The sequence below is a fragment of the Bacteroides caccae genome (assembly GCF_002222615.2).
Lineage (GTDB): Bacteria > Bacteroidota > Bacteroidia > Bacteroidales > Bacteroidaceae > Bacteroides > Bacteroides caccae.
Genome location: NZ_CP022412.2, coordinates 2,185,238 through 2,208,100, shown reverse-complemented (window position 1 = coordinate 2,208,100; position 22,863 = coordinate 2,185,238). Strand labels below are relative to the sequence as shown.

Below are 22,863 nucleotides of genomic sequence, written 5' to 3'. Positions count from 1 at the left end.
AACAGGATATATTTATTTCTCTTGCTGTATTCCCTTAGCAGCCTCAACCAAACGGACAAATTCTCTCCTGTATCCTTTATCATCATGATCCAATCCCTGTTTAGCCAGACTGATTACTTTGTCATAAGTAGCCTCACCCTTGAAATTAGAATCCCGGAGTAACTGCCCGAACATAGCTACGGCAGACGCAAAACGGAAATCGGAAGATACATTGTTACCTTTATTATCCACAAAAGGAAGTTCTATTTTCCTGCTGACATCTTTATCTGGAGCCTTATAGCGGAGTTTCACTGTCAGAAGTTCGTCAGAACCGGTAGGCTTCACACTCACTTTTTCTTTCTTCTGATATTTCAATTCATCCACCTTTCCTGCATACGTATTCTTTCCTCCTACCGGAATCACTTCATAGAAAGCCGTCACCGTGTGCCCTGCGCCCATATCTCCGGCGTCTTTTGCATCATTATTGAAATCTTCATCTTTCAGCAGACGACTTTCATAACCTACCAGACGATACGCTTGTACTTGTGCCGGATTAAATTCAACCTGTAACTTAACATCTTTCGCCACCGTATGAAGCGTAGCGCCAAACTCACCGACCAGCACACGGTTGGCTTCCTGCAAATTATCTATATAAGCATGGTTACCATTTCCCTTTTCGGCAAGTACCTGAATCTTTTTATCTTTGTAATTACCCATTCCATACCCCAGTACAGTCAGGAACACTCCACTTTTCCGTTCTCTCTCGATTAGCTGTTCCAGTCCTTCTGCCGAAGAAACACCTACATTGAAGTCACCGTCAGAACAAAGGATAATACGGTTATTACCATTAGAGATAAAATTCTTCTTCGCTATTTTATAAGCCAGCATAATACCTGCGCCACCGGCAGTTGAACCTCCCGCCGTCAGTTCATCTATCGCTTCACGAATCTTCTGCTTGTCACTGCCCGAAGTCGATTCAAGTTTTACACCGGCACTTCCTGAATAGGTAACAATGGCTACTTTATCCTTATCACGCAAGTTATTGACCAACAATTTAAGAGAAGACTTCACCAAATCCAACCGATTGGCTCCCCACATAGAACCGGACACGTCAATCAGAAATACCAGATTGGAGGCAGGCAAGTTATCCGTAGGAATCTCCTTTGCTTTCAGTCCGATACGGACAAGACGGTTAGCAGGATTCCAAGGACAGGCTCCGGCTTCCATTGTAATCTTCACAGGGTCGTTTCCGGTCGGTTTCGGATAGTCATAAGAAAAGTAATTGACCAGTTCTTCCGTACGGACAGCATCTACCGGAGGCAACTCACCTTTATTGACAAACCGACGCATATTACTGTAAGAAGCTGCATCTACATCAATGGAGAAAGTAGAAAGCGCTGCATCCGCCACCTCTTTGAAGCCATTTTCCTGAAAGGAACCATATTCTTCCGTATTCACACACATATCATACGCAGGTGTAGGACATATCGCCATATAAGCGCTTGTTATAGCCTTAGTCTTCCGGGTTCCGTAGCCAACCACCACGCATTCTTCCAACGCAACCTCATCAGCTTTCATCCTGATATCCAGTCTGGCAGATTTGACGACTCTGCTTTCTTGTTTGTATCCGATAAACTGAAACAACAACGTCTCCCCTTTCTTCGCTTGAATAGCATATTGTCCATTTACATTTGTCACCGTACCTTTGGTAGTACCTTTCAGCATTACAGAACAACCGACAATCGGAGTCCCGTCCGCAACATCCGTCACCGTACCCGTCACAGTCAGCGTCTGCGCGTTCACCACACCTAAAGAAACAACTGCCATGAGCAGTACGAGCATCATTGCTCTGAATTGATTTGCTTTCATAACTTTATCGTTTTAAAATGTTACTATTAATTCGCTTTTGATATAGAGATGCAGATTTCACACAGATTCCATAAACCGATTGAAGTTTTTTTTTATTTTTCTTCCGACAGTTGCTATATTTAGTCCCAATCCCTATCTTTGGCAACAAAAACAGTTTTGTTTTTCAAAAGAAACATATCAAAACTATCGGACGAGGAATTACTGACACATTATACAAAGTCCGGTGATACGGAATATTTCGGTGAGCTATACAACCGTTATATCCCGTTACTGTATGGACTTTGCCTGAAATATCTGCAAGATGAAGACCGTGCACAGGAAGCGGTGATGCAATTGTTTGAAGATTTATTGCCGAAAACGGGCAACTACGAGATAAAAGTCTTCAAGCCGTGGCTCTACCGGGTAGCCAAGAATCATTGTCTGCAACTTCTGCGAAAAGAAAACAAAGAAATTCCGTTAGATTATACGATCAACGTTATGGAATCCGACGAATTTCTGCATCTATTAAGTGAAGAGGAAAGTCCGGAGGAACAACTGAAGGCATTGCATCACTGTCTTGAAAAGTTGCCCGAAGAACAACGGACCAGCATTACACGTTTCTTTTTAGAAGAAATGTCGTATGCCGATATCGTCGAACAGACCGGATTTACTCTGAACAATGTGAAAAGCTATATCCAAAACGGAAAGCGAAACTTAAAAAATTGTATCAAGAAACAGGCCCTATGAAACTATTAGACTACATACGAGGACTCCGCAAAGGAAAAGAGGCACATCGACTGGAGAAAGAGTCGATGAAAGACCCTTTTCTGGCCGATGCTATGGACGGATATGGTCAAGTGGAGGGAAATCATGAACAACGAATCGGGCAACTGCGGATGCAGGTCTCGGCTCGTGCCACAAAGAAAAGGAATCTTTCAAAGAAACAGAATTCGTATGCTGTCACTTGGAGCATTGCTGCCTGCCTGGTAATCGGTATCGGTATCAGCTGTTATTTCCTGTTCCTTAAAAAGAGGATGACGGATGATGTATTCATCGCTAAAGAAGAGATTCCTTCAGCGGTATTTGAACCTATTAGTCCGAAAGAAGAAATTTCTTCTTTAGCAGAAATTAAGATAAAGCAGGATTCCACTCACGAAGTCACTGCGACGCCAACGGATAAGAAAGATATAGTAGCCAAGAGCAAATCTATTCCAAAGACTCAAAGTGCACCGGTAGCAATAACGCCGGTTATTGAGGAAACCGTCGGGCGGACAGATATACAAGAGGAAAGAATAGTAGCGGATACGGATACTTCACTTTCCGAAGTTCATCAATTGAAGGCAGCCAAAGCAGCCACCCCCAATCTGAACCTGATAAAAGGTAAAGTGACGGATGAAAAAGGAGAACCTATCATCGGAGCCAGTGTAGCATATACCGGTACGAATATTGGTACAGTAACAGACCTCAACGGTGAGTTCATATTGAAAAAAGAAAAAGGCAACAAGCAACTGACAGCACAGTTCATCGGTTACGAACCGGTGGAGATTCCCGTAGATACCAGCCGGACAATGCTGATAGCCATGAATGAAGACCAACAAGCACTTAGTGAAGTAGTGGTAGTGGGGTATGGCAAAAAGAAGAAGTCCAACGTCGCCGGTGCTACGGCAAAAATAAATTTAAAGGCAAAAGAAAAATACAAGACGCCGCAACCGGTGATAGGTAAGCGCAAATACAAGAAATATCTGGAAGAAAATCTGATTCGTCCGAATGACGAGTCATGTAAGGATGTGAAAGGAGAAGTAGTCCTCTCTTTCTTTGTAGATAAAGAAGGAAGGCCACAGAATATCACTGTCGTTCACGGGTTATGCGAATCTGCCGACAAAGAAGCAATCCGTCTTGTCAAAGAAGGTCCGAAGTGGACGTCCGGCGACCTTCCGACAAGAGTTACGGTAGAGTTTTGATTTCTCTTGCATTCATCTGATTTCTCTTATATTAATTCGTAGCTGGCCATTTGTATCGGCATATCCAGGTTATGGAGCACTTTCTCCAGCAGGATACCTTCCCGATTGTCATATTCATAGCCGAAAGTGGCACGGATTCCTTGCAGGATAAACTGTGTGGCACGGTCTAGAGCCATTGGAAGGCTGTCGCCCTGCATCAACGAACCGGTAATCACGCTGGTGAAAGTATCTCCCGTGCCGGGATAATGGGCGGGAAGATACGGACAGGTTACTTTCCAGTAACGATTTCCCTGACGGTTGTACGCATAAACCGAGGTTTTGTGAGGTTCATCGTGCACAGGAACACTTGTGATGATAACGACTTGCGGACCTTTGTCGGACAGGAGACGAAGATATTCTTTCAGTTCTTCGTCTGTATTGTCCGCTTTATAAGGTTTATCCAGCAAATAGAACAGCTCGGTCATATTGGGTGTAACCACATCCGCCTTCTTTATCAAGTGACGCATTTCCTTCACCATTTCCATATCAAAATTGGTATATAGTCTGCCGTTATCTCCCAGTACAGGGTCGGCTACGATCAGGCTGTCCTCATGGCGGAAGTCATTGATAAAATCGGAAACAATCTGAATCTGTTTCGGAGAACCTAGATAACCGGTGTAAATAGCGTCGAACTGCACATTCAGCTTTTTCCATTGGGCGATAATCTTGGGCATTTCATCCGTCAGGTCCAGAAAGGAGAAGTCGGGATATTGCGTATGATTGGACAATACCGCCGTCGGCAAGGGGCAAACTTGAAAACCCATAGACGACAGAATGGGGATAACGACTGTGAGAGAAACACGCCCCATACCGGAAAGGTCATGAACGGCAGCTATTTTCTTTACTTTATTTGCATACATATTTGTTACAATTAGACAATTATTATTCTTATCGATGCGAAAGAAGAGCGGAATCCTTGTTTTCACTCTCTCCAAACAGAGGCTCTATTTAGGGAAAACGAAGGCTCTGTTTCAGTGAAATGAAGGCTCTGTTTACACTAAATAGAGGCTCTGTTTTTAGAAAGAACAGAACCTCTGTTTTTTTTAATGGAAGTTCTGTTTGTCCTTGTCCTAACAAAATTACGCTTCTATGGTTCAATCTGGTTTAAAGTTCTGATTCCTCTCCTTTCGGAAAAGAGGGAGGGCTGAAAGCCGGGGTGGTAGGCAGGCAGTTACACAATGTTGATAATAAGCGGTTCATGTATTCACCTACCACCTCCCCCTACGGGTACTCCTCCTTCCCGAAGGAGGAGAATTGTAGATACTATCGACTTAAGGCGGGCTCATTGTTTTTAAATCAAATAGATTCTGGAACAAATAAACCGGAACTATGTCAAAATCACCAATACTTCCCGTGCCCCGTGTGCTCCCATAACCAACGCCTGTTCGATGTCCGCCGTCTTTGACGGACCGGAGATGAACGTACCGAATTTATAATCCTGCCCGTCCAGTTCACGATAAGCATCATACATTGTATTTACTATTTTATTACGGTCAATCAGAATCACCAACCGTTCGGAGATAAAATAGAGCGCTTTATATTTCACTTCCTGCGGAATCCAGATAGCACCGTTCTCCGCTACACCTATCTCTCCTTTAATCACTGCCACATCTGTTCCGTCCAACTCTTTCGGATCGTCCAGATTATCCGGATTAAACGTTGCACAAGAAATATCCGGCAAGACGGAGGCAATACGCATCGCATCCGGATAGTTCCTGCGGATCACTGCATTTACATCTTCTCCTTCTCCCAACACGACAGCCGTACCGCCCACCGCACGGCTAACGGCACAGAACTGTTCTATCTTATCGGGATAAGCCAACCGTTTCATAGCTGCAATGTCCGGCTTCTCGTAACGAGTTCCGGTATTCTGACGAATACGGGCTAATATTTCTTCCTTACTGCTCATTTTGTTTCCTCCTTTCCCTGTACTTTATTTTTCTTCCACATTTCGTTGAATGACTCTTTTGCAAATTCGGGCAGTTCACGTCCCTTTCCCCAATCATCGAGATCATTGTACTTCATAAAGCGGGGCAGACCGTTTATCACCGGAGCCGCCCACAAAGCCGCATTAAACAGTGCGGGACGTTCCATTAAGAACTTCATGCCACCGGACATGATTTTCTTTCCGGTGTTCGCCTTTCCCAGTCCGTCCAAATCCTGACGCCATTTATAAATCTGTTCCGCCAAATCTACTTTCACGGGACAGACATCAGAGCAGGATATGCACAAAGAGCAGGCGGAAAGATTATCGTAATACTTCTCCGGGTCATGTGCCATACCGAGATTGATTCCGATAGGCCCGGGAATAAAGTAGGTGTAAGAGTATCCCCCACTCCGGCGATATACCGGACAGGTATTCATGCATGCACCGCAACGGATGCAGTTCAATGTCTTGATGTGGTCCGGCTTGGAAAGTATGGTACTGCGGCCGTTATCCACGATGATAATATGGTATTCACCGCCTTCGCGGGGACGACGGTAATGAGAAGTATAGGTGGTCACCGGCTGTCCGGTAGCCGAACGGGCAAGCAGTCGGGTAAATACCCCCAAAGCGTCCAAATCCGGCACAATCTTTTCCATACCGAAGGCGGCGATATTCAGTTTCGGGAAAGAAGTCCCCATATCGGCATTTCCTTCATTGGTACAGACCACGATATCACCGGTAGAGGCCACGGCAAAGTTCGCGCCCGTCATGGCTGCTTCCGCATTCAGGAAAAGGTGGCGCAGGTTCTTGCGGGCAGCGTGCGTCAGGTAAGTCGGGTCGAAGTTTCCTTTCTCCGTACCCATTTCCTTTTCAAAAAGTTCGCCCACTTGCTCGCGTTTGATGTGAATGGCGGGCAGGACGATGTGGCTCGGTTCAAGATGCATCAGTTGAAGGATACGTTCGCCCAGATCGGATTCCACGACGTCAATGCCGCGCTCCATTAAAAAGGGGTTCAGTCCGCATTCTTCGGCAAGCATAGACTTGCTCTTGATAAAATGACGCACATTATGTTCGTTCAGAATCTCGTAGACAATGGCACAATATTCATCGGCATCTTTCGCCCAATGAACGATTGCTCCGTTGGCGGTGGCATTCTTCTCAAATTCCAGTAAAAGTTCTTCGAGGTGGCTGTTGGAATATAGTTTCAACTCACAAGCCTTGTTGCGCAGTTCCTCCCATTCGGGAACTTCCTTGCTCATCTTATCCCTTTTGGCACGGACCAGCCAAAGAGTTTCATTATGCCATGCTGCCATTTTGCTGTCCTGCAAGAATTTCTCGGCAGCCTTTGAATGTCTGGTACTCATGATTGCGACGCTAAGATTTCTACTATATGGATAATTCTAATCGGCAGATGTTCCCGTTCGATGACGCCTTGCATGTGCATCAGGCAGGAACTGTCCGCCCCGACAATGTATTCGGCTCCGGTAGCTATATGGTCTTTCACCTTGTCACGTCCCATGCAGACGGATACCGCCTGTTCTTCTACCGCAAACATTCCCCCGAAGCCGCAGCACTCGTCAATATGGCTCGGTTCAAAGACTTCGATACCTTCCACAAGATTTAGCAAATCACGCAACTTATTGTAATAAGGGATATTCAACTCGCTCGGAGCGGAATTAAACAATTCGCGCACGCCGTGACAACTGTTGTGTATGCTGACCTTATGCGGAAAGCGTGCAGGCAGTTTCGACGGTTTTATCACATCGTGAATAAAATCACAGAGGTCATAAATCTTTCCCGCACTTTGGCAAACGTGCCCTTCTTTCTTCAAAATACCGGGATGATTCTCTTTCACAAAAGCCACACAACTGGCCGAGGGACCGACGATATAATCGTACTCCCGGAACAGGTCGTCAAAACGGAGCGCCAACTTAGCCGATTCACCTTCAAAACCGGCATTTGCCATTGGCTGTCCGCAACAGGTCTGATCCAACGGATAATCGACGTCTACTCCCAAACTTTTCAATAGTCTATACGATGCCACCCCTACATTGGGATAAATAGCATTGATATAACAAGGAATAAACAAACCTACTTTCATAATATATTATGTAAAAATTATAAGCATCCTCTGCTACATCCGCCTATGTGTCTAGCGGATATCAATTAGTTTGTGCGTTTGCAGGCTGAGTCTCCATTTGGGATGTCGCATGACGCAATCCACCGTATCAGCAGTATTAATACAAGAACAAGGCTGGAGGAAAAAATGTTCGGCGGGAAGTAGTTCAAAAATACTGATATCTTGTCCTTCGTAGACTACTTTCACTTCATCGATCCGGTTGATCTTCAGCTCCACGCCTTGTTTGGGCGAGCAAGTCACCCAGTCGACAGATTCGGGCAAGGGGTTCGTACCGTTGGTTTCTACGGTCACGTATTTACCGGCTTCATGCAAGCGGTCGATCAAGGTGGCGTCTATCCAAAGGGAAGGTTCGCCTCCCGTAAGGACAACGGTTACGGCAGGATATTTCTTAACTTCGGCGATGATTTCATCATCGGTCATCATTGTTCCTTCTTCATGCTGTGTGTCGCAAAAGCTACATTTCAGGTTACATCCGGAGAAACGGATGAAAATAGCAGGAGTCCCGGTATAATATCCCTCCCCCTGCAAACTGTAAAAGATTTCATTAATCTTTCTCATCGTTCACTAATTTGTTTTGTCCGCTATGGTTTATTCTTCCTTATCTTCCGAATGGTCTTTTACATCATTCGAGGCATTGTCTTTTACAGTGTCCTTCTCGTAAATGACAATATTGCCTTCCGACTCCTGTACCTCTACTTTATAGCATTGCGGGATCTGTTTGCACACCCAGCGGGCAATATTCTCTGCGGTGGGATTGAACGGGAGTACTTCATTCAGGTTCTGGTGGTCGAGTTTTTCCATGACCACTTCTTTAATACGGGTGAAATCTACCACCATACCGTCTGCATTGAGTCGTGCCGAACGGCAGTAGACAGTGATAATCCAGTTGTGACCGTGTAGACTGGCGCATTTGCTGCGATACGGGAGCACCAGCTTATGAGAAGCCGATATCTCCAAACGTTTGATTACTGTAAACATTGTTATACGTCTTTTTTTAGGTTATATGCATCTAATGTCACCTCGATGCAATGACAAAGGTAATATAAAAAGAGTTTCCATTCAGCAAATCCGATGTTTTTTTCCTGTTTTTACACTATCTTTGCTGCATGAAAACTCTCTGTATCATTTTAGGAAGCATCTCCCTGGCACTCGGCATTCTCGGTATCTTTCTGCCGTTGTTGCCCACGACTCCTTTTCTGTTACTCACAGCCGCCCTTTATTTCAAGGGTTCGCCACGATTATATAACTGGTTACTGAATCACCGGCACTTCGGTCCTTATATCCGTAACTTCCGCGAGAATAAAGCAATTCCGCTCCGAGCCAAAGTTATCTCACTTGTGCTGATGTGGGGAACAATGCTATATTGTATCTTCTTCCTCATTCCTCTGCTATGGGTAAAAATTCTCTTGGGGTTGATTGCCGCAGGGGTCACTTATCATATTCTCTCTTTCAAGACATTAAGATAGTTGGAAAGTCCCTGACGGGCATCTGCCAGTTTATCTTCCCAATGTTTTACGGAGTTCTGCCCAATAATATCGGTTACATATTTTACGGAGATAAACGGAATTTCCTTGGCACGGCAGACAAATGCTTGTGCATAGGCTTCCATATCTACTACGTCTCCGCTGACGTGAGTCAGTTCTGTCAGGAAGCTATCCCCCGTATTACAAGTTCCATTCTCCGTCCAGTGCCTGCAATAACCTTTCGCTTCGAGCAAAGCTGCAGAATCGATTTCGCATTCGATTCCCAGACCTGCCAGCTTCTGCATATCACGGTCTACAAACTTCCGGCAGACAAAAATATCCCCAACCTGATGATTGACAGTCCCCGCACTTCCGATATTTAAAACCAAGTCGGGTTGCACCTGACGAATAGCCTCAGCCAGATGAAAGGCTGATTTTACTTTACCAATACCTGTGCGGATGTAATAAGGTTCTACATCAGGCCACTTTATTTCCACAAATTCGCCTTGGACGGCGTAGGTTACTAATATCTTCAACATAATACGTTTCCAAAAATAGATTACTATTACTGTTTCTTATGTCACTATTCTTACGTCACTAGAAACTTTGCAAAGATATAAATATTTTTTTCTTCTGATGTGTTGGTCACTTCAATATCACAATCATTCATCTCAAAACAGATTCCGCCAAAATGACCCATACCTATATTTATTAATAAAGAAGGAAAATGACAATTCAATACAGTACAAAATCTGCTCAAAATACCATTAACAATAGATACCGAATATACTATTTTGAACTAAAAAGAACATTTTATCCCGAAAAGTTTTTGTAATATCAGAGTTAATCGTATTTTTGTGTACAATTTTGGTGTAGTGATGACAGAAGAAGAAAAAAAGTTATTGAAAACCTTTGAAACGCAACTACGGCATTTGATATATATCCACGATGAATTAAAGCGTGAAAATGCCGAATTGAAGAAGCTTCTTGATATGGAAAAGCTAAAAAATGAGAAGGTACAGGCTCAATACGATGAATTGGAAGTCAGCTATACGAACCTAAAGACAGCTACGGCAATCACCCTTAACGGCAGCGACGTAAAAGAGACGAAGTTGCGATTGTCAAAATTAGTGCGTGAAGTCGATAAATGCATCGCTTTGTTGAATGAATAAAGAAGGAGATGTATGAACGATAAGATAAAAATAAACCTGCAAATAGCAGACTCAAACTACCCGTTAACCATCAACCGAGAGGAAGAACAAACGGTACGGGAAGCCGCCAAGCAGGTAAATATCAGGCTTAATAAGTACCGGGAAGTATACAAAAATCTGGAACCGGAAAAAATTATTGCCATGGTAGCCTATCAGTTCTCGTTAGAGAAACTGCAATTAATGCAACGTAACGATACCAGCCCCTATGTGGAGAAGGTAAAAGAACTAACTGAATTGCTGGAAGATTATTTTAAAGAGGAATAAGAACGACCGGCCATTCGCTGATAAGAGAGAAACAACCACGCACTGCACAATATCCAAGCAAAGCCCTGCTTGGATATTTGGCGGTGCGTTTTTATTTATATACTTAAATTAAATGTAGAATGATAGCAATAATAGCAACAGCAATTGCTTGCTTCATCGTAGGAGGATTACTTTCATACATACTATTCCGGTATGCACTGAAATCCAAATACGACAACGTCCTGAAAGAAGCGGAGACGGAAGCTGAAGTAATTAAGAAAAACAAGCTGCTGGAAGTGAAGGAGAAATTCCTGAACAAAAAGGCGGATTTGGAAAAGGAAGTGGCACTGCGTAATCAGAAGATCCAGCAGGCGGAAAACAAATTGAAACAGCGTGAAATGGTACTCAGCCAGCGTCAGGAGGAAATCCAGCGCAAGAAAATGGAAGCCGAGGCTGTAAAAGAAAACCTGGAAGCGCAGCTTGTTATTGTTGACAAGAAGAAAGAGGAACTGGACAAACTGCAACAGCAGGAAATCGAGAAACTGGAAACAATCTCCGGACTGTCTGCCGAAGAAGCAAAAGAACGTCTGGTAGAATCACTGAAAGAAGAAGCTAAAACGCAGGCTCAATCATTCATCAACGATATTATGGATGATGCCAAACTGACTGCCAGCAAAGAAGCAAAACGTATCGTTATCCAGTCTATCCAACGGGTAGCTACGGAAACTGCAATAGAAAACTCCGTAACGGTATTCCATATCGAATCGGATGAAATCAAAGGACGTATCATCGGACGTGAAGGACGTAATATCCGTGCTTTGGAAGCAGCCACCGGTGTGGAAATCGTTGTTGATGATACTCCGGAAGCAATCGTTCTTTCCGCATTCGACCCGGTTCGACGTGAAATTGCCCGTCTGGCACTGCATCAGCTTGTGACCGACGGACGTATCCACCCCGCACGCATCGAAGAAGTAGTGGCTAAAGTACGTAAACAAGTAGAAGAAGAAATCATAGAAACCGGTAAACGTACAACGATCGACCTTGGTATCCATGGTCTGCATCCTGAACTGATCCGTATTATCGGTAAAATGAAATATCGTTCTTCATATGGACAGAACCTGTTGCAACATGCACGTGAGACAGCCAATCTCTGCGCTGTAATGGCATCGGAACTGGGTCTGAACCCGAAGAAGGCGAAACGTGCCGGATTGTTGCATGATATAGGTAAAGTGCCTGATGAAGAACCGGAATTGCCACACGCATTGCTGGGTATGAAACTCGCAGAGAAATACAAAGAGAAACCGGACATCTGCAACGCTATCGGTGCTCACCACGATGAGACGGAAATGACGAGTCTGTTGGCTCCTATCGTACAGGTTTGTGATGCTATATCCGGTGCACGTCCGGGAGCACGCCGCGAAATCGTAGAGGCTTATATCAAGCGTCTGAATGATCTCGAACAATTGGCGATGTCTTATCCGGGTGTAACCAAGACTTATGCAATCCAGGCAGGACGCGAACTCCGCGTTATCGTTGGTGCGGATAAGATTGACGACAAGCAGACAGAAAGCCTGTCCGGCGAAATCGCTAAGAAAATCCAGGATGAGATGACTTATCCGGGACAAGTGAAGATTACCGTAATTCGTGAAACACGTGCGGTTAGCTTCGCTAAATAAAAATCAGAATACAAAAAAGGATTCAATAGATGAAGAGGGCGAAGCAATTCGCCCTCTTTTAATATACACTGTAATTAATACTTAGCAGATTATTCATTTTTACCCCGTAAACATCAATCTATGAATAAGTTTCAATTCGAAGTTTGTGCCAATTCAGTAGAAAGCTGTCTGGCAGCACAAAAAGGCGGAGCCAACCGGGTAGAACTATGCGCAGGCATTCCGGAAGGCGGAACAACTCCTTCTTATGGAGAAATCTCCGTAGCACGTGAGGTTCTCGATGCAACTCGTTTGCACGTCATTATCCGTCCCCGGGGCGGTGACTTCCTCTACTCTCCTATCGAAGTAAAGGCAATGCTGAAAGATATAGAAATGGCCAAACAGCTGAAAGCTGACGGGGTCGTATTTGGTTGTTTAACTGCCGAAGGAGAAATTGATCTTACTATCATGCAAGAGTTAATGAAGGCAGCACAAGGATTGTCCGTTACTTTCCACAGGGCTTTTGACGTTTGTCGTGATCCGAAGAAAGCACTGGAACAAATCATTGCACTTGGCTGCAATCGTATTCTCACTTCCGGTCAACAACCAACTGCCGAATCAGGCATCCCTTTGCTCAAAGAATTACAAGAGCAAGCGGCAGGAAGGATTATCCTACTTGCAGGATGCGGCGTCAATGAAAAGAATATTCATCGAATCGCCTCGGAAACAGGGATACGGGAATTTCATTTCTCTGCCCGTGAAAACATCAAAAGCGGAATGAATTATAAAAATGAATCAGTATCCATGGGCGGCACTGTACATATCGACGAATACGAACGAAACGTAACTACCGCCCGGAGAGTTATGGATACGATTCAAGCTACAAATAAGGAATGACCGTGATATAAATACCTGTGATAATAGCCGAAGTAATCACTCCGGAAATATTAGCGCCCAAAGCATCGCCCAGAACAAATGAGTCCGGATTATCCTTGCTCACGATCTTCTGGGCAACTTTAGCCGTAGTGGGAACACAGCTAACAGCTGCAATACCAATCACCGGATTATAATTGCCGCGTTTGATGAAATACATGATATAACCACCGATAATCCCTCCGATGCCGGAAAGCAACAGTGCTACAATACCCAGAACTAGTAACTTCAAGATTTTAGGATCAAGCAACAGGTGAGCGTCGCAAAGTACACCCAACAAAAGTCCTAACATAAAGGTAGAACCATAAAGTAACGGACCACTAACAAAATCATATATATGTTTCATGCCCGATTCGCGAACGGCAACCCCCAGAAACAAAGAGAAGAACAAAGGAGAAGCAACCGGAAACAAGAAACAGAGAACAGCACAAAGAACAGCCGAAAAAGCCAGTTTCACTTTAGCGTCATAATTCTTCGGAGCCTTTTTCGTTACCATTTTAATGGCACGGAACCGTTTTGGTACTAACAATTTCACCAGATAAGGATACCCCCCATACGTCAACCCCAAATACAGATAGGCAACTACGGTAATGGGAACAAATAAATGCTTTGCCAATGCCAGCGAAGTAAACAATACCATTGGACCGTCAGCACCTCCTACCATAGCAACAGAAGCACTTTCTTTTAAGGTCAGTCCGAGAGCAGCAGCGATAGGCACCGTCAGGAAGGTACCCAGTTCGGCACACAAAGCAAGGAATATACTAGCAAAGGGTTTCTGAAGCAGGAAGCCTACATCCAGCAGGGTTCCGATCCCCATAAAGACAAAACAGGCTATCAGTCCGTTACTGAATGTAAGAGTGTATACAGGTTGTAGAAAGTCTATCTGCATCGTATTCATTAGTGCATCCGTGTCCGAAAGCATCGGATCGAGAAAAAGGTTGCCTAATGTGCCGTCGGGCATAATCAGTGTCCCGCAGTTGATAGCTACCATTCCCAACCCCATTGGGATCATAACCATAGGTTCAAGCACTCCTTTCCAGCCTAGATAGATAAGCAGTAAACCGAGAAGTACCAGAAAGATTCTGGCAGAAGCGAGGAACCAACCGCTCGCCATCATTGTGCCAATGCCTTGAAATAAGGTCGCGAAATCTATATTTTCCATAAATAAGTGTCTTTTTATTGTTTGTTAGCAGTAGGTTTCTTTGAATTTTTCTTGTTGATATGTGCCCGTTCTTCTTCCTTGAGAAAGAATTCACGGGTATCCCGCGGATAATAATAGTCCAGCAGAGTTTCATCCGAAGCTCCGTGACTTACACCATGATAATAACCGGCGTAACCGGTAAAGTTACGGTTGATACCACGGCTGAAGTCTTCACGATAATCCCCCAATGCTTCTTCTGCTTCAAGCGGTATCTGTCTGACAAGTTTCTCCACTTTCTGACGATGCTGCCGCCAGCGATGAAGGCGGATTAGCTCCAGCTTGTGGGAACTATAAAAGTCAAACGAATCGGCAGCATAAGCAATCAGTTTGATAACTGCCGCGACAAAGAAGCCTATGAGAAAGGTTAACCCCATCATAGCCAATGTGGATAATAATAAATGAATCATAGTAATATAAAAACTAGTTGTACAATCATTTATGCACAAACAAGACACGTCCGGAAAATGAATATAATCCGAACCTGCTAAACATATTTGCACAAATTCTCAGGAATACTTATGGCAAAGAAGGGCTAAATCAAGATATGGGCTAAGGTATAGATATAATACCTATTGGAATACTTTAAATAGTCAGTATCTGAATATATAATTTTCCTTTTATCTTCGGATAGACGGAAAGTTCTAGAACTCAACAACTGTACAATCGTAGGTATATCATTAAATTTCAGTGTACGGACAGGAGATACGTTTCTTGGAAGAGAAAAAGCAGTCAATATGCCGAAATCATAATGTTCCGCAGGTGCCGAAGAAAATCCGGTAGGCGAGACGTCACAAAGAACCGGGACTTCGGTTTCTTCCCGAAATCCCTGCAAGTCTTCTTCATTGGAGAACAAACCTACTCCAACAAGTAAAAATGCAAGTGACAGTATGCACAATAGATACTTCATAATAACTCTCCTACAAACGTAACAATTAATTCGCATAAAAGTGCGCCCGATAGAGAGAATTAACGAATATTGCATTCTGTCACACTACATTACTACATTACTACCTTCCTATCCTACATTTTTCTACAGCCCGTGAATGGTTTTCATCAGTTGTTCTCCCAGTCCGATAGTATATCCTTGAGATACAAAGACCACCCGGTTGAACGTATCGGCAATAATAAACATAGGAAGAATATCCGAATTAGAAAGATTCATCGACTTAGCAATCTGATTTTGGATACGATTGTCTATATCTACCCCATAAGCAATAGTAGAAGGTAGTCCCTGAAACTCCGCAGGATGAAACTTCTTGTATTGTTCCTCGGAGGGGAAAAGAAGAACAATCTTTCTACCCCATTTCTCAAACTCACTGCCCAAAGCGGCAATGTCTCTCAAAGCATGGTTGGTAGGTTCCTGCCCTACTCCCAACACACCGACAACAAAATATCCCCTTCCACAAGTTTGTAGAATACTTTGTGATGTTGATTGTATTTCTTCATCTCCTAACGGACGATAGAGCGATTCCGAATCAAAATTTCCAATCACCTGTACCTGTTCTTTGCTTTCTCTCATCACCAATTCAATATCGGTAGTCGCTTCCGGTTTCACATTAAAGAAAGTGATATTGGAAAGCACTGCACCACTTGCCATACGGCTTCCGGTGACTAACATATAATACCCGGAATCCAGTTTTGCTCCATTCTTTAGAAGATTCGCCCACGTAGCACCTTTTCCCATATCTACATCCCCCTCATCATAATTCAACAGTTGGAATACCCCGTCTTTGAACTTGGAAAGCGTAAAATGAGAATAATACTTCGGATCGGGCAATGAGGCAATAGGTTTATAAGTAGCACGCAATATGCCGGTAGTGGCCTGTACAGGAGAACTTGTAGAGAAATTCACATCAAAAGTATGTCCCTCCTTATCAGTATACTGCACTTTCCCTGTCACCTTATCTATCCGGGCAGGTATACCTAAAGTACGTGCCATTGCCACAAAGAAGATATCACGCGACTTTTCATCTGCTACACGCGCTTTCCACACTCCTATCGGCGACATAGGTATACGCTGCGAATTCAACTCATTATTGATTTGGATTTCCTTCTTACACCATTCTACCAACCGTATCGGTTCTTTTATAAACTCCCCTGCTTCTTCCTTTGAAATGACTTTCTTGAAAAAAGAACGGTAAGGTGTCAACATTTCATTCTCTACACGTGGATTGGCAATCTCCGCACATGCCCATAAATCCGTTTCCTGAGGATCAGGAGCATTCTTCAAATGGTCTTCCAATACTTCCAAAGAGACATCCCTCCAGTCCTTTGCAGAAAGTTGTTGTAATAAGGGCAAAGCAAGTCCTTCTCTATCACATTCGGTTGCCGACTTCCGGAAATCAAGTAACGTCTGATAGTTTCCCCGCGAAGCGACCAACATTTTCACAAACTGTTCCGTATCGGCAATACCTTCTTGTTGAAACGAAGCCAACGCAGTTTTTGCACGTTCTTCCGTCAGCATCGTGGCAACATACGCATTACGAATAGAATCCTCCTTAGCCAGACGAAGATCATTTTCGGCACGCTGTTCCGGAGTTACTTCAGGCAAATTGGCTCCTTCAACCGGAGGAGTGATATCCAAATCCAATGTATATGCTTCTCCTCCTTTCTTATCTAAAACCAAATTCAAAGTATCTTCTTTACCAAAAGACAACTTAGAAAAGCCGAATGCCCCGCCAGCGGAAGCCCATACCAACATATCTCCTTTACCGGCTGTCAACGATGCCCGGCCGTCAGTACCAGTGTATTTGGTAGCTACCGTATAAAACTCGGCATAATTGTACACCTTAAAATCAACTTTGGCTCCGGAAACAGGTTTCCCATTCGCATCTGTCACCGTCACCACGGCTTTTGCCGTCGGAGCATAATTCCCTATTACATTGATTTCAGTATAGTTAGGAGTTTCGAGCATAATCTCCTCCGGACCGTTATAACGTCCGAATACCTTGGTATGCATCAGCATTCCACGACTTGCAGGCGCATTAAACCAACCCAGATTCAAGACCGGTTCCGGTTCGCAAGCCCCGAAGAAATACCATTCACCGTCTGCCCAAGCCTCTACCCACGCATGGTTATCATCAGTATGTGCCCAACGGGGAGTATAAACCTGACGCGCAGGAATCCCAACGGAACGCAATGCAGCAACAGTAAAAGTGGATTCTTCCCCACAACGCCCGTATGCCGTCTTTACTGAAGCCAAAGGCGAACTAGTGCGGGCGTCACTCGGACGATACACCACCTTCTCATGACACCAGTGGTTCACTTCCAGAATTGCATCTTTCATCGAAAGGCCTTTCACCCTCTCTTTCAATTCTCCATAAAACACTTTTCGCGAATCATCCAGATTCTCATTATTCACCCGGATAGGCAGAACAAAATGCCGGAATAATTCATCGGTGACGTTTTTTCCCCAAGACATTTCGTTACGGGCCTGCTCGGAAAGACGAAGATTCTCCAGATAGTAATTTCCGGAATAATCCGTAATATCCCCTATCGGCATATAGGCATACAAAAACATCAGAGCTTCACGCTCGGAAAGAGTCAAAGTCGAATCGGAAAAGATTGTGAACAAATCTCCATGAGGAAGTGCCCTCTGCTTCTGTTCAAAATCCTGAAACACCTGATTCCGGTAAGCCTCCTCCTTCAGAAAGTGAGATTCACCACAGGAAAACAATACAACCGATAGAATCGGAACAAGTAATAGTCGAATGTGTGTGTTTATATTCATATCTTAATAAAATAAATATGTGAGCTATTTTATGCGTACTTAAAAGATACGTTCACAAAATTACAAGTTTTTTTCAGAAAGACGGCACAAGTCCTTGTAAATGTATGTAATAGGTTTGTAATATATACCGTGTTCGAACCTCTTATAAAAAGAAAAAGCAGAAGAAAAAGAAATATTTTATGTTTTACAGCATATAATTCAAAAACATTTCGTATCTTTGCAGTGTTAATAAAGAAAACAAGATGTAAAACCGCTCTTCAAAACGTGGAGGGCAAAAAAAGAGGAAACAAATTATGAAAAAGAATGCAAATGAAAAGATTATGATGTTACAGTACCGTATTAAACGCTATCAAGCAATGGGAAATGGTGCAATGTGCCAAACCCTGAACGGTAAACTTCAAAAACTGCTGTCACAGCAGGTTGCCATGTAAATAAACACACTAATTATATTGAAATAAAGCGAGGAACTTTCGAGTATCCTCGCTTTTTTTATACTTTTGTACTCTAAAGATAATAAAACACATCAATTATGAAGAAACTATTAATATCGGTCGCGGTATTCGCCTTTGCCATAGCCTCATTTGCACAAGCACCCGGCTATGAATTCACAACCGTTGTATCCCACAAAGCCACACCTGTCAAAGATCAGTCGTCCACCGGAACTTGTTGGTGCTTTGCCACTGCATCTTTTATAGAGTCGGAACTGCTCCGCATGGGGAAAGGAGAATACGATTTATCAGAGATGTTCATCGTCCGCCAAAAGTACATGAACCAAATGGAAGATAATTATCTCCGACGCGGAAAAGGAAATATCGGCGAGGGAAGCCTGGCACATACTTTTAAAAACGCTTATAAGCAAGTAGGAATTGTACCGGAAGAGGCATACTCCGGTTTGATAGACGGCAACAAAGAACATAACCATGGAGCGTTATCGCGTTATTTCAAGGCTTTGGTAGACGCAAATATCGCTTCTAAAAAGCGTACTCCGCAATATTATGCACTTATCAATAATCTGTTCGATACGTATTTGGGTAAACTGCCGGAGAAATTCACTTATAAAGGAAAGGAATATACACCGCAGTCTTTCACCGAAAGCCTGGGACTGAATATGGATGATTACATAGAACTGACCAGCTTCACCCACAAACCTTATTATGAAATGTTCTCTCCCGAGGTACCGGACAACTGGGAGAACCAGCCGATGTATAATCTTCCGTTGGATGAACTGATTGAAACTATCGACTATGCACTGAACAAAGGATATACCGTATGTTGGGACGGTGATGTCAGCGAACAAGGCTTCTCTTTTAAGAACGGAGTTGCTATCAATCCACAAGTGGAAGACGTAAAAGATTACTCTACTACCGATCGCGCCCGTTTTGAAAGTATGCCGAAATATCAACGCCTGGACGAAGTGTTTAAGTTTGAGCACCCTTATCCGGAAATCGCCGTAACACCTGAAATCCGTCAGGAAGGCTATGAAAAGTTTGTAACTACCGACGACCATTTAATGCATATCACCGGCATTGCAAAAGATCAGAACGGTACTAAATATTATATTACCAAGAACTCCTGGGGAGCAGAAAGTAACAAGTCCGGCGGTTACCTGAATATGTCGGAAAGCTATGTACGTGCCAAGACTATCTGCGTTATGGTACACAAAGACTCCCTACCGAAGGAATTGAAACAGAAACTCGGAATCCGATAAAACGTATCGGGCAAATTCTTATAGACTTAGTTGGAAAAAACAGGGCGGAAAAGTAGTATTACTTCACCGCCCTATTTTCTTATTAACCCACTATTAAACCCTTTTTTCTTTTATTTCTTTTTCAGCGTCACATCACTGATTTCTACCACACCACCTTTACCTAGGGAAAGGATAGCTACATAACAATCTTTCAGGATAGCCGCATCATCATCAGTATCGGATACTTCCAGATTGGCATTTGATTTCTTACTGCTGATAGCATTCACCACCTGTCCCATATCATAGTAAACCACTACTTTAGTCCATTTATCAGCATCCTTAATCTTGAAGTTATATTGTGCACCCGAAGCGTTTGGTTGAGCGTCCGCATCATAATCTCTACGCATGAAGAAAGTAGTATTGTACTTACCGTTATCATTCTTTTCCTCATTCGTCTGCTTGATATATACACTTACCGGAGTGCCGGCTTCCTTAGCTTTTGCATAGAAAGTGAGAACATAGATACCCTTTTCCAGACCGTCGGTAACACGCTGTCCCAAGAATGCCTTGTACCAGGAAATATTCTTTTCGGCTCCGGAGTTGTCAATCTTCATGGCATTCGGATACTTGGCGTCTCCTGTCTGTTCCCAAGCAATGGTAGTCGCTCCGTCAGCTTCATTATTCATGATAAACCATTCTCCTGCGATAGCCTTGTTGGCGTTAGTTACTTTAGTTTTCACTTCGGTAGCAAACTTTTCGTTTTTAATCAGATTTTGAGCACTTACGCTTACTCCCGCGATAGCCAAAAGGCCGACAAATAATACTTTCTTCATCTTATAGCAATTTAATTGTTAATATCTCAATTTCTATTCTTTCTTATTTTACTTGTTGAATGACAAATTTATAATTCCCGGTCATTTTCTTTTCTTCTGCTTTCAGTGTGATCCGATAAATCTCCTTACCCCATACATTAGACAGGCGCGGATCATCTAACTTGACAGTTTCCAGTTCGGCTTTAAATTGAGCCGGATAGTCCAGTTCCACCTTCTGTCCTCTGACTTCGATACGCACTTTGCCCGGCGACGGAAATGTAACATTTCCCCAAGTCAGGAAGTTTACCTGATTAGGCGCCAGCACTTCATTTAATGTATAGTTGTCGGCCACCACCAACTTACGGTCATCCAGTTTATAAGAACGAACCCAGCTTTTTACTTTCGCTTCTGCCGGATAGGCAGCAGCTATATCAGTAGAGAAAAAGCGATTCTTCTCATTACACACCGTATTGGTAGCCTTATAGTCCTGACCGAATTTCTGCGATATCCCGTTAATCATCGGCAAGTTATGATAATCACTCTGCATCGTCCAAATCTTATAGCGGTCCTTTCCGAATGTCTGTTTGGTATATGTGCCCACGCCGGCGTCAATCAATACGGGAATCGTATTCAGATACAAAGAGAATGTGCCCACATCATTATGATTGTGGCTTTCGTTATTGAACCCTCCTTTGGTTGCTACAAACATTCCATGTTTATTCTTCATATAGCAGAATTCCGTTTCGGGATACCAAGTCACGTCCGGCATCTCATGTTTAGGGGTCGCTTTGGCAAGATCATTACAGCAAAGCAGGGACTGGAGAGAACGGAAAGCATCATTACCCATTGTAGCATACGGCTTTCTGCCATTCAATAGATAAGCGGCAAAATGCATCATCTCCTCACTGTTCACAGCCTTACCGAAACGATAGATCAATAAAGGATCACCCCCGCCTTGTGCAGATGCATCGGCAAAGTTTACGACCCAGCCATTGCCTACATAAGAGCGTGACATATATTCACCCATTCGGCGAATCATCGGTTCCTGAAACAAGGATATTTTGCCACCCGTACCGTCAGAAAGAATCTGAAGATAATCATAAAGTTTACCGGCTGCGTGTCCCCAGTAGGAAGTTCCTTCTTCACAAGCCCCGTCGGATTTCACAAAGTTTATGAACTTATCCACCGATTTCATCGAACGGTAAACGGCTTTGACCAGTTTATCCTTGTTGTTCTCCATTAATAAGAAACATTGCAGCGCATTGGAGTTACACCATGGATTCCAGTTGTTGATAATCTCTCCCGGCCGCCAGTTGAAAGCCATCCACCACATATCATCATCATTCATATAAGGATCGAGAATGCGTTCTTTAATAGCTTTACGTATTTGAAGAGACACCACGGGGTTAATTTTGTCGAACGGTTTACGGAAAAAATAGTGTACCCACGCCATTAAAGCACCATAACCACCGGAACCAAGATCGATAATCTGTTCGCGGAAATCAGGAAGTGAACGTTTACTGCTCTGGCGAGGCAAATGTGCAGACAAAACCCATGAATTCATCTCGCAGCTCATGTAAGCTCCGTTTAATAACTGGTCGATAAAACGTCCCTTTCCTTCGGCCAGTTCAGCAAGCATCAACGCATTCAATGCCTGGCGGTTGGCGTCATAAGGAGCTTCCATTACTTTACGATTACCACTACGTTCGTATTCCAGATAAGCAGTGGCAGGAATCAGTTTCCATTTATAATCGAGAAGTTTCTCACCGGCTGCGATAAGACGTTGCTTGTTAGGCCCCATTAACGAATCCCAGGCTGCCCGATCGGTATAAGCCGGATAAGGCACCCAAGCTTGTTTCATTACTAATACGTTTTTCAACGTAGCTTCATCAGCCGCTTTTTGCAGCATATTTCGTTCGGTGTAAGCATTGGCTTTGAAAGAAAGACTTCCCAAAGTTGCAACCAGAAGAAAACAAAGTAAATGTTTCATTCGATTCATGGTATTTTGTTCATTTAAGTATGGCAAAGATAGCGCAT

General features: G+C 43.6%; 23 protein-coding genes. 9 read left to right on the top strand and 14 right to left on the bottom strand.

The features are described from left to right. Positions 1–12: 12 nt before the first annotated feature. Positions 13–1,848 carry a vWA domain-containing protein gene (locus CGC64_RS08520; protein ID WP_005679441.1) on the bottom strand — a complete coding sequence of 612 codons (1,836 nt, stop codon included), beginning with the start codon at positions 1,846–1,848 and terminating at the stop codon, positions 13–15. A gap of 156 nt (positions 1,849–2,004) precedes the next feature. Between CGC64_RS08520 and CGC64_RS08515 the strand changes: the two genes are divergently transcribed. Then, a complete protein-coding gene (locus CGC64_RS08515; RefSeq protein ID WP_022042479.1) occupies positions 2,005–2,574 on the top strand; it encodes an RNA polymerase sigma factor in 570 nt (189 codons plus the stop codon). Then, a complete protein-coding gene (locus tag CGC64_RS08510; protein ID WP_005679439.1) occupies positions 2,571–3,788 on the top strand; it encodes an energy transducer TonB in 1,218 nt (405 codons plus the stop codon). The genes CGC64_RS08515 and CGC64_RS08510 overlap by 4 nt, the downstream gene beginning before the upstream one ends. Positions 3,789–3,814: 26 nt before the next feature. Here CGC64_RS08510 and CGC64_RS08505 read toward each other — a convergent pair whose 3' ends face one another. The 6 genes from CGC64_RS08505 to CGC64_RS08480 all read right to left on the bottom strand — a co-directional run bounded on the left by CGC64_RS08505 (position 3,815) and on the right by CGC64_RS08480 (position 8,872). After that, positions 3,815–4,687 carry a pyridoxamine kinase gene (locus tag CGC64_RS08505; protein ID WP_005680270.1) on the bottom strand — a complete coding sequence of 291 codons (873 nt, stop codon included), beginning with the start codon at positions 4,685–4,687 and terminating at the stop codon, positions 3,815–3,817. Between the two features lie 467 nt (positions 4,688–5,154). After that, entirely contained in the window at positions 5,155–5,736 is a 582-nt protein-coding gene (locus tag CGC64_RS08500) for a LutC/YkgG family protein (RefSeq protein WP_005679437.1), read from the bottom strand. Continuing rightward, positions 5,733–7,118 (bottom strand): lactate utilization protein B, encoded by a 1,386-nt coding sequence (locus tag CGC64_RS08495; protein WP_005679436.1) that lies wholly within the window; start codon positions 7,116–7,118, stop codon positions 5,733–5,735. The genes CGC64_RS08500 and CGC64_RS08495 overlap by 4 nt, the downstream gene beginning before the upstream one ends. Beyond that, positions 7,115–7,855, bottom strand: a complete 741-nt coding sequence (locus CGC64_RS08490) for a (Fe-S)-binding protein (RefSeq protein WP_005679435.1) — start codon at positions 7,853–7,855, stop codon at positions 7,115–7,117. Before CGC64_RS08490 ends, CGC64_RS08495 begins: the two co-directional genes overlap by 4 nt. Before the next feature lie 51 nt (positions 7,856–7,906). Continuing rightward, a complete protein-coding gene (locus CGC64_RS08485; protein ID WP_005679434.1) occupies positions 7,907–8,452 on the bottom strand; it encodes a 7-carboxy-7-deazaguanine synthase QueE in 546 nt (181 codons plus the stop codon). 30 nt (positions 8,453–8,482) lie between these two features. Beyond that, entirely contained in the window at positions 8,483–8,872 is a 390-nt protein-coding gene (locus tag CGC64_RS08480) for a 6-pyruvoyl trahydropterin synthase family protein (protein WP_005679433.1), read from the bottom strand. A gap of 128 nt (positions 8,873–9,000) precedes the next feature. Here CGC64_RS08480 and CGC64_RS08475 point away from each other — a divergent pair, with 128 nt between their 5' ends. Next, a complete protein-coding gene (locus CGC64_RS08475) occupies positions 9,001–9,360 on the top strand; it encodes a YbaN family protein (RefSeq protein WP_005680267.1) in 360 nt (119 codons plus the stop codon). Here the strand turns inward: CGC64_RS08475 and CGC64_RS08470 are convergent. Next, positions 9,330–9,896 carry a 5'-methylthioadenosine/S-adenosylhomocysteine nucleosidase family protein gene (locus tag CGC64_RS08470; RefSeq protein WP_005679430.1) on the bottom strand — a complete coding sequence of 189 codons (567 nt, stop codon included), beginning with the start codon at positions 9,894–9,896 and terminating at the stop codon, positions 9,330–9,332. The genes CGC64_RS08475 and CGC64_RS08470 overlap by 31 nt on opposite strands. Positions 9,897–10,235: 339 nt before the next feature. On the opposite strand from CGC64_RS08470, the gene CGC64_RS08465 reads away from it, so the two are divergent. From CGC64_RS08465 to CGC64_RS08450, 4 genes are all read left to right on the top strand, one after another. Continuing rightward, complete coding sequence (locus CGC64_RS08465; RefSeq protein ID WP_005679429.1) at positions 10,236–10,529, top strand: hypothetical protein; 294 nt, start codon at positions 10,236–10,238, stop codon at positions 10,527–10,529. Positions 10,530–10,541: 12 nt separating this feature from the next. Beyond that, the gene (locus CGC64_RS08460; protein ID WP_005679428.1) at positions 10,542–10,832 is read left to right on the top strand and encodes a cell division protein ZapA; all 291 of its coding nucleotides are present in this window, start codon (positions 10,542–10,544) and stop codon (positions 10,830–10,832) included. Between the two features lie 119 nt (positions 10,833–10,951). Beyond that, positions 10,952–12,487 (top strand): ribonuclease Y, encoded by a 1,536-nt coding sequence (gene rny, locus CGC64_RS08455; protein ID WP_005679427.1) that lies wholly within the window; start codon positions 10,952–10,954, stop codon positions 12,485–12,487. A gap of 120 nt (positions 12,488–12,607) precedes the next feature. Continuing rightward, positions 12,608–13,360: a copper homeostasis protein CutC gene (locus CGC64_RS08450; RefSeq protein ID WP_005679426.1), complete on the top strand. Its 753-nt coding sequence runs from the start codon at positions 12,608–12,610 to the stop codon at positions 13,358–13,360. Here CGC64_RS08450 and CGC64_RS08445 read toward each other — a convergent pair. From CGC64_RS08445 to CGC64_RS08430, 4 genes are all read right to left on the bottom strand, one after another. Beyond that, entirely contained in the window at positions 13,344–14,558 is a 1,215-nt protein-coding gene (locus CGC64_RS08445; protein ID WP_005679425.1) for a sodium ion-translocating decarboxylase subunit beta, read from the bottom strand. The genes CGC64_RS08450 and CGC64_RS08445 overlap by 17 nt on opposite strands. A 14-nt stretch (positions 14,559–14,572) precedes the next feature. After that, on the bottom strand, positions 14,573–15,004 hold the full coding sequence (locus tag CGC64_RS08440; protein WP_005679424.1) for a hypothetical protein: 432 nt from the start codon (positions 15,002–15,004) through the stop codon (positions 14,573–14,575). Between the two features lie 125 nt (positions 15,005–15,129). Next, positions 15,130–15,504 (bottom strand): hypothetical protein, encoded by a 375-nt coding sequence (locus CGC64_RS08435; protein WP_005679423.1) that lies wholly within the window; start codon positions 15,502–15,504, stop codon positions 15,130–15,132. 123 nt (positions 15,505–15,627) lie between these two features. Further along, entirely contained in the window at positions 15,628–18,327 is a 2,700-nt protein-coding gene (locus CGC64_RS08430) for a transglutaminase domain-containing protein (RefSeq protein ID WP_005679422.1), read from the bottom strand. Between the two features lie 293 nt (positions 18,328–18,620). Between CGC64_RS08430 and CGC64_RS18935 the strand changes: the two genes are divergently transcribed. Both CGC64_RS18935 and CGC64_RS08425 read left to right on the top strand, forming a co-directional pair. Then, positions 18,621–18,758 (top strand): hypothetical protein, encoded by a 138-nt coding sequence (locus tag CGC64_RS18935; RefSeq protein ID WP_004301914.1) that lies wholly within the window; start codon positions 18,621–18,623, stop codon positions 18,756–18,758. Positions 18,759–18,856: 98 nt separating this feature from the next. Beyond that, complete coding sequence (locus CGC64_RS08425) at positions 18,857–20,035, top strand: C1 family peptidase (RefSeq protein ID WP_005679418.1); 1,179 nt, start codon at positions 18,857–18,859, stop codon at positions 20,033–20,035. 110 nt (positions 20,036–20,145) lie between these two features. Here the strand turns inward: CGC64_RS08425 and CGC64_RS08420 are convergent, their stop codons facing one another. Then, positions 20,146–20,847, bottom strand: coding sequence for a DUF4627 domain-containing protein (locus tag CGC64_RS08420; RefSeq protein WP_005679417.1), 702 nt, complete (start codon positions 20,845–20,847; stop codon positions 20,146–20,148). Positions 20,848–20,890: 43 nt separating this feature from the next. Then, positions 20,891–22,825, bottom strand: coding sequence for a heparinase II/III domain-containing protein (locus tag CGC64_RS08415; RefSeq protein ID WP_005679416.1), 1,935 nt, complete (start codon positions 22,823–22,825; stop codon positions 20,891–20,893). Between the last annotated feature and the right edge of the window lie 38 nt (positions 22,826–22,863).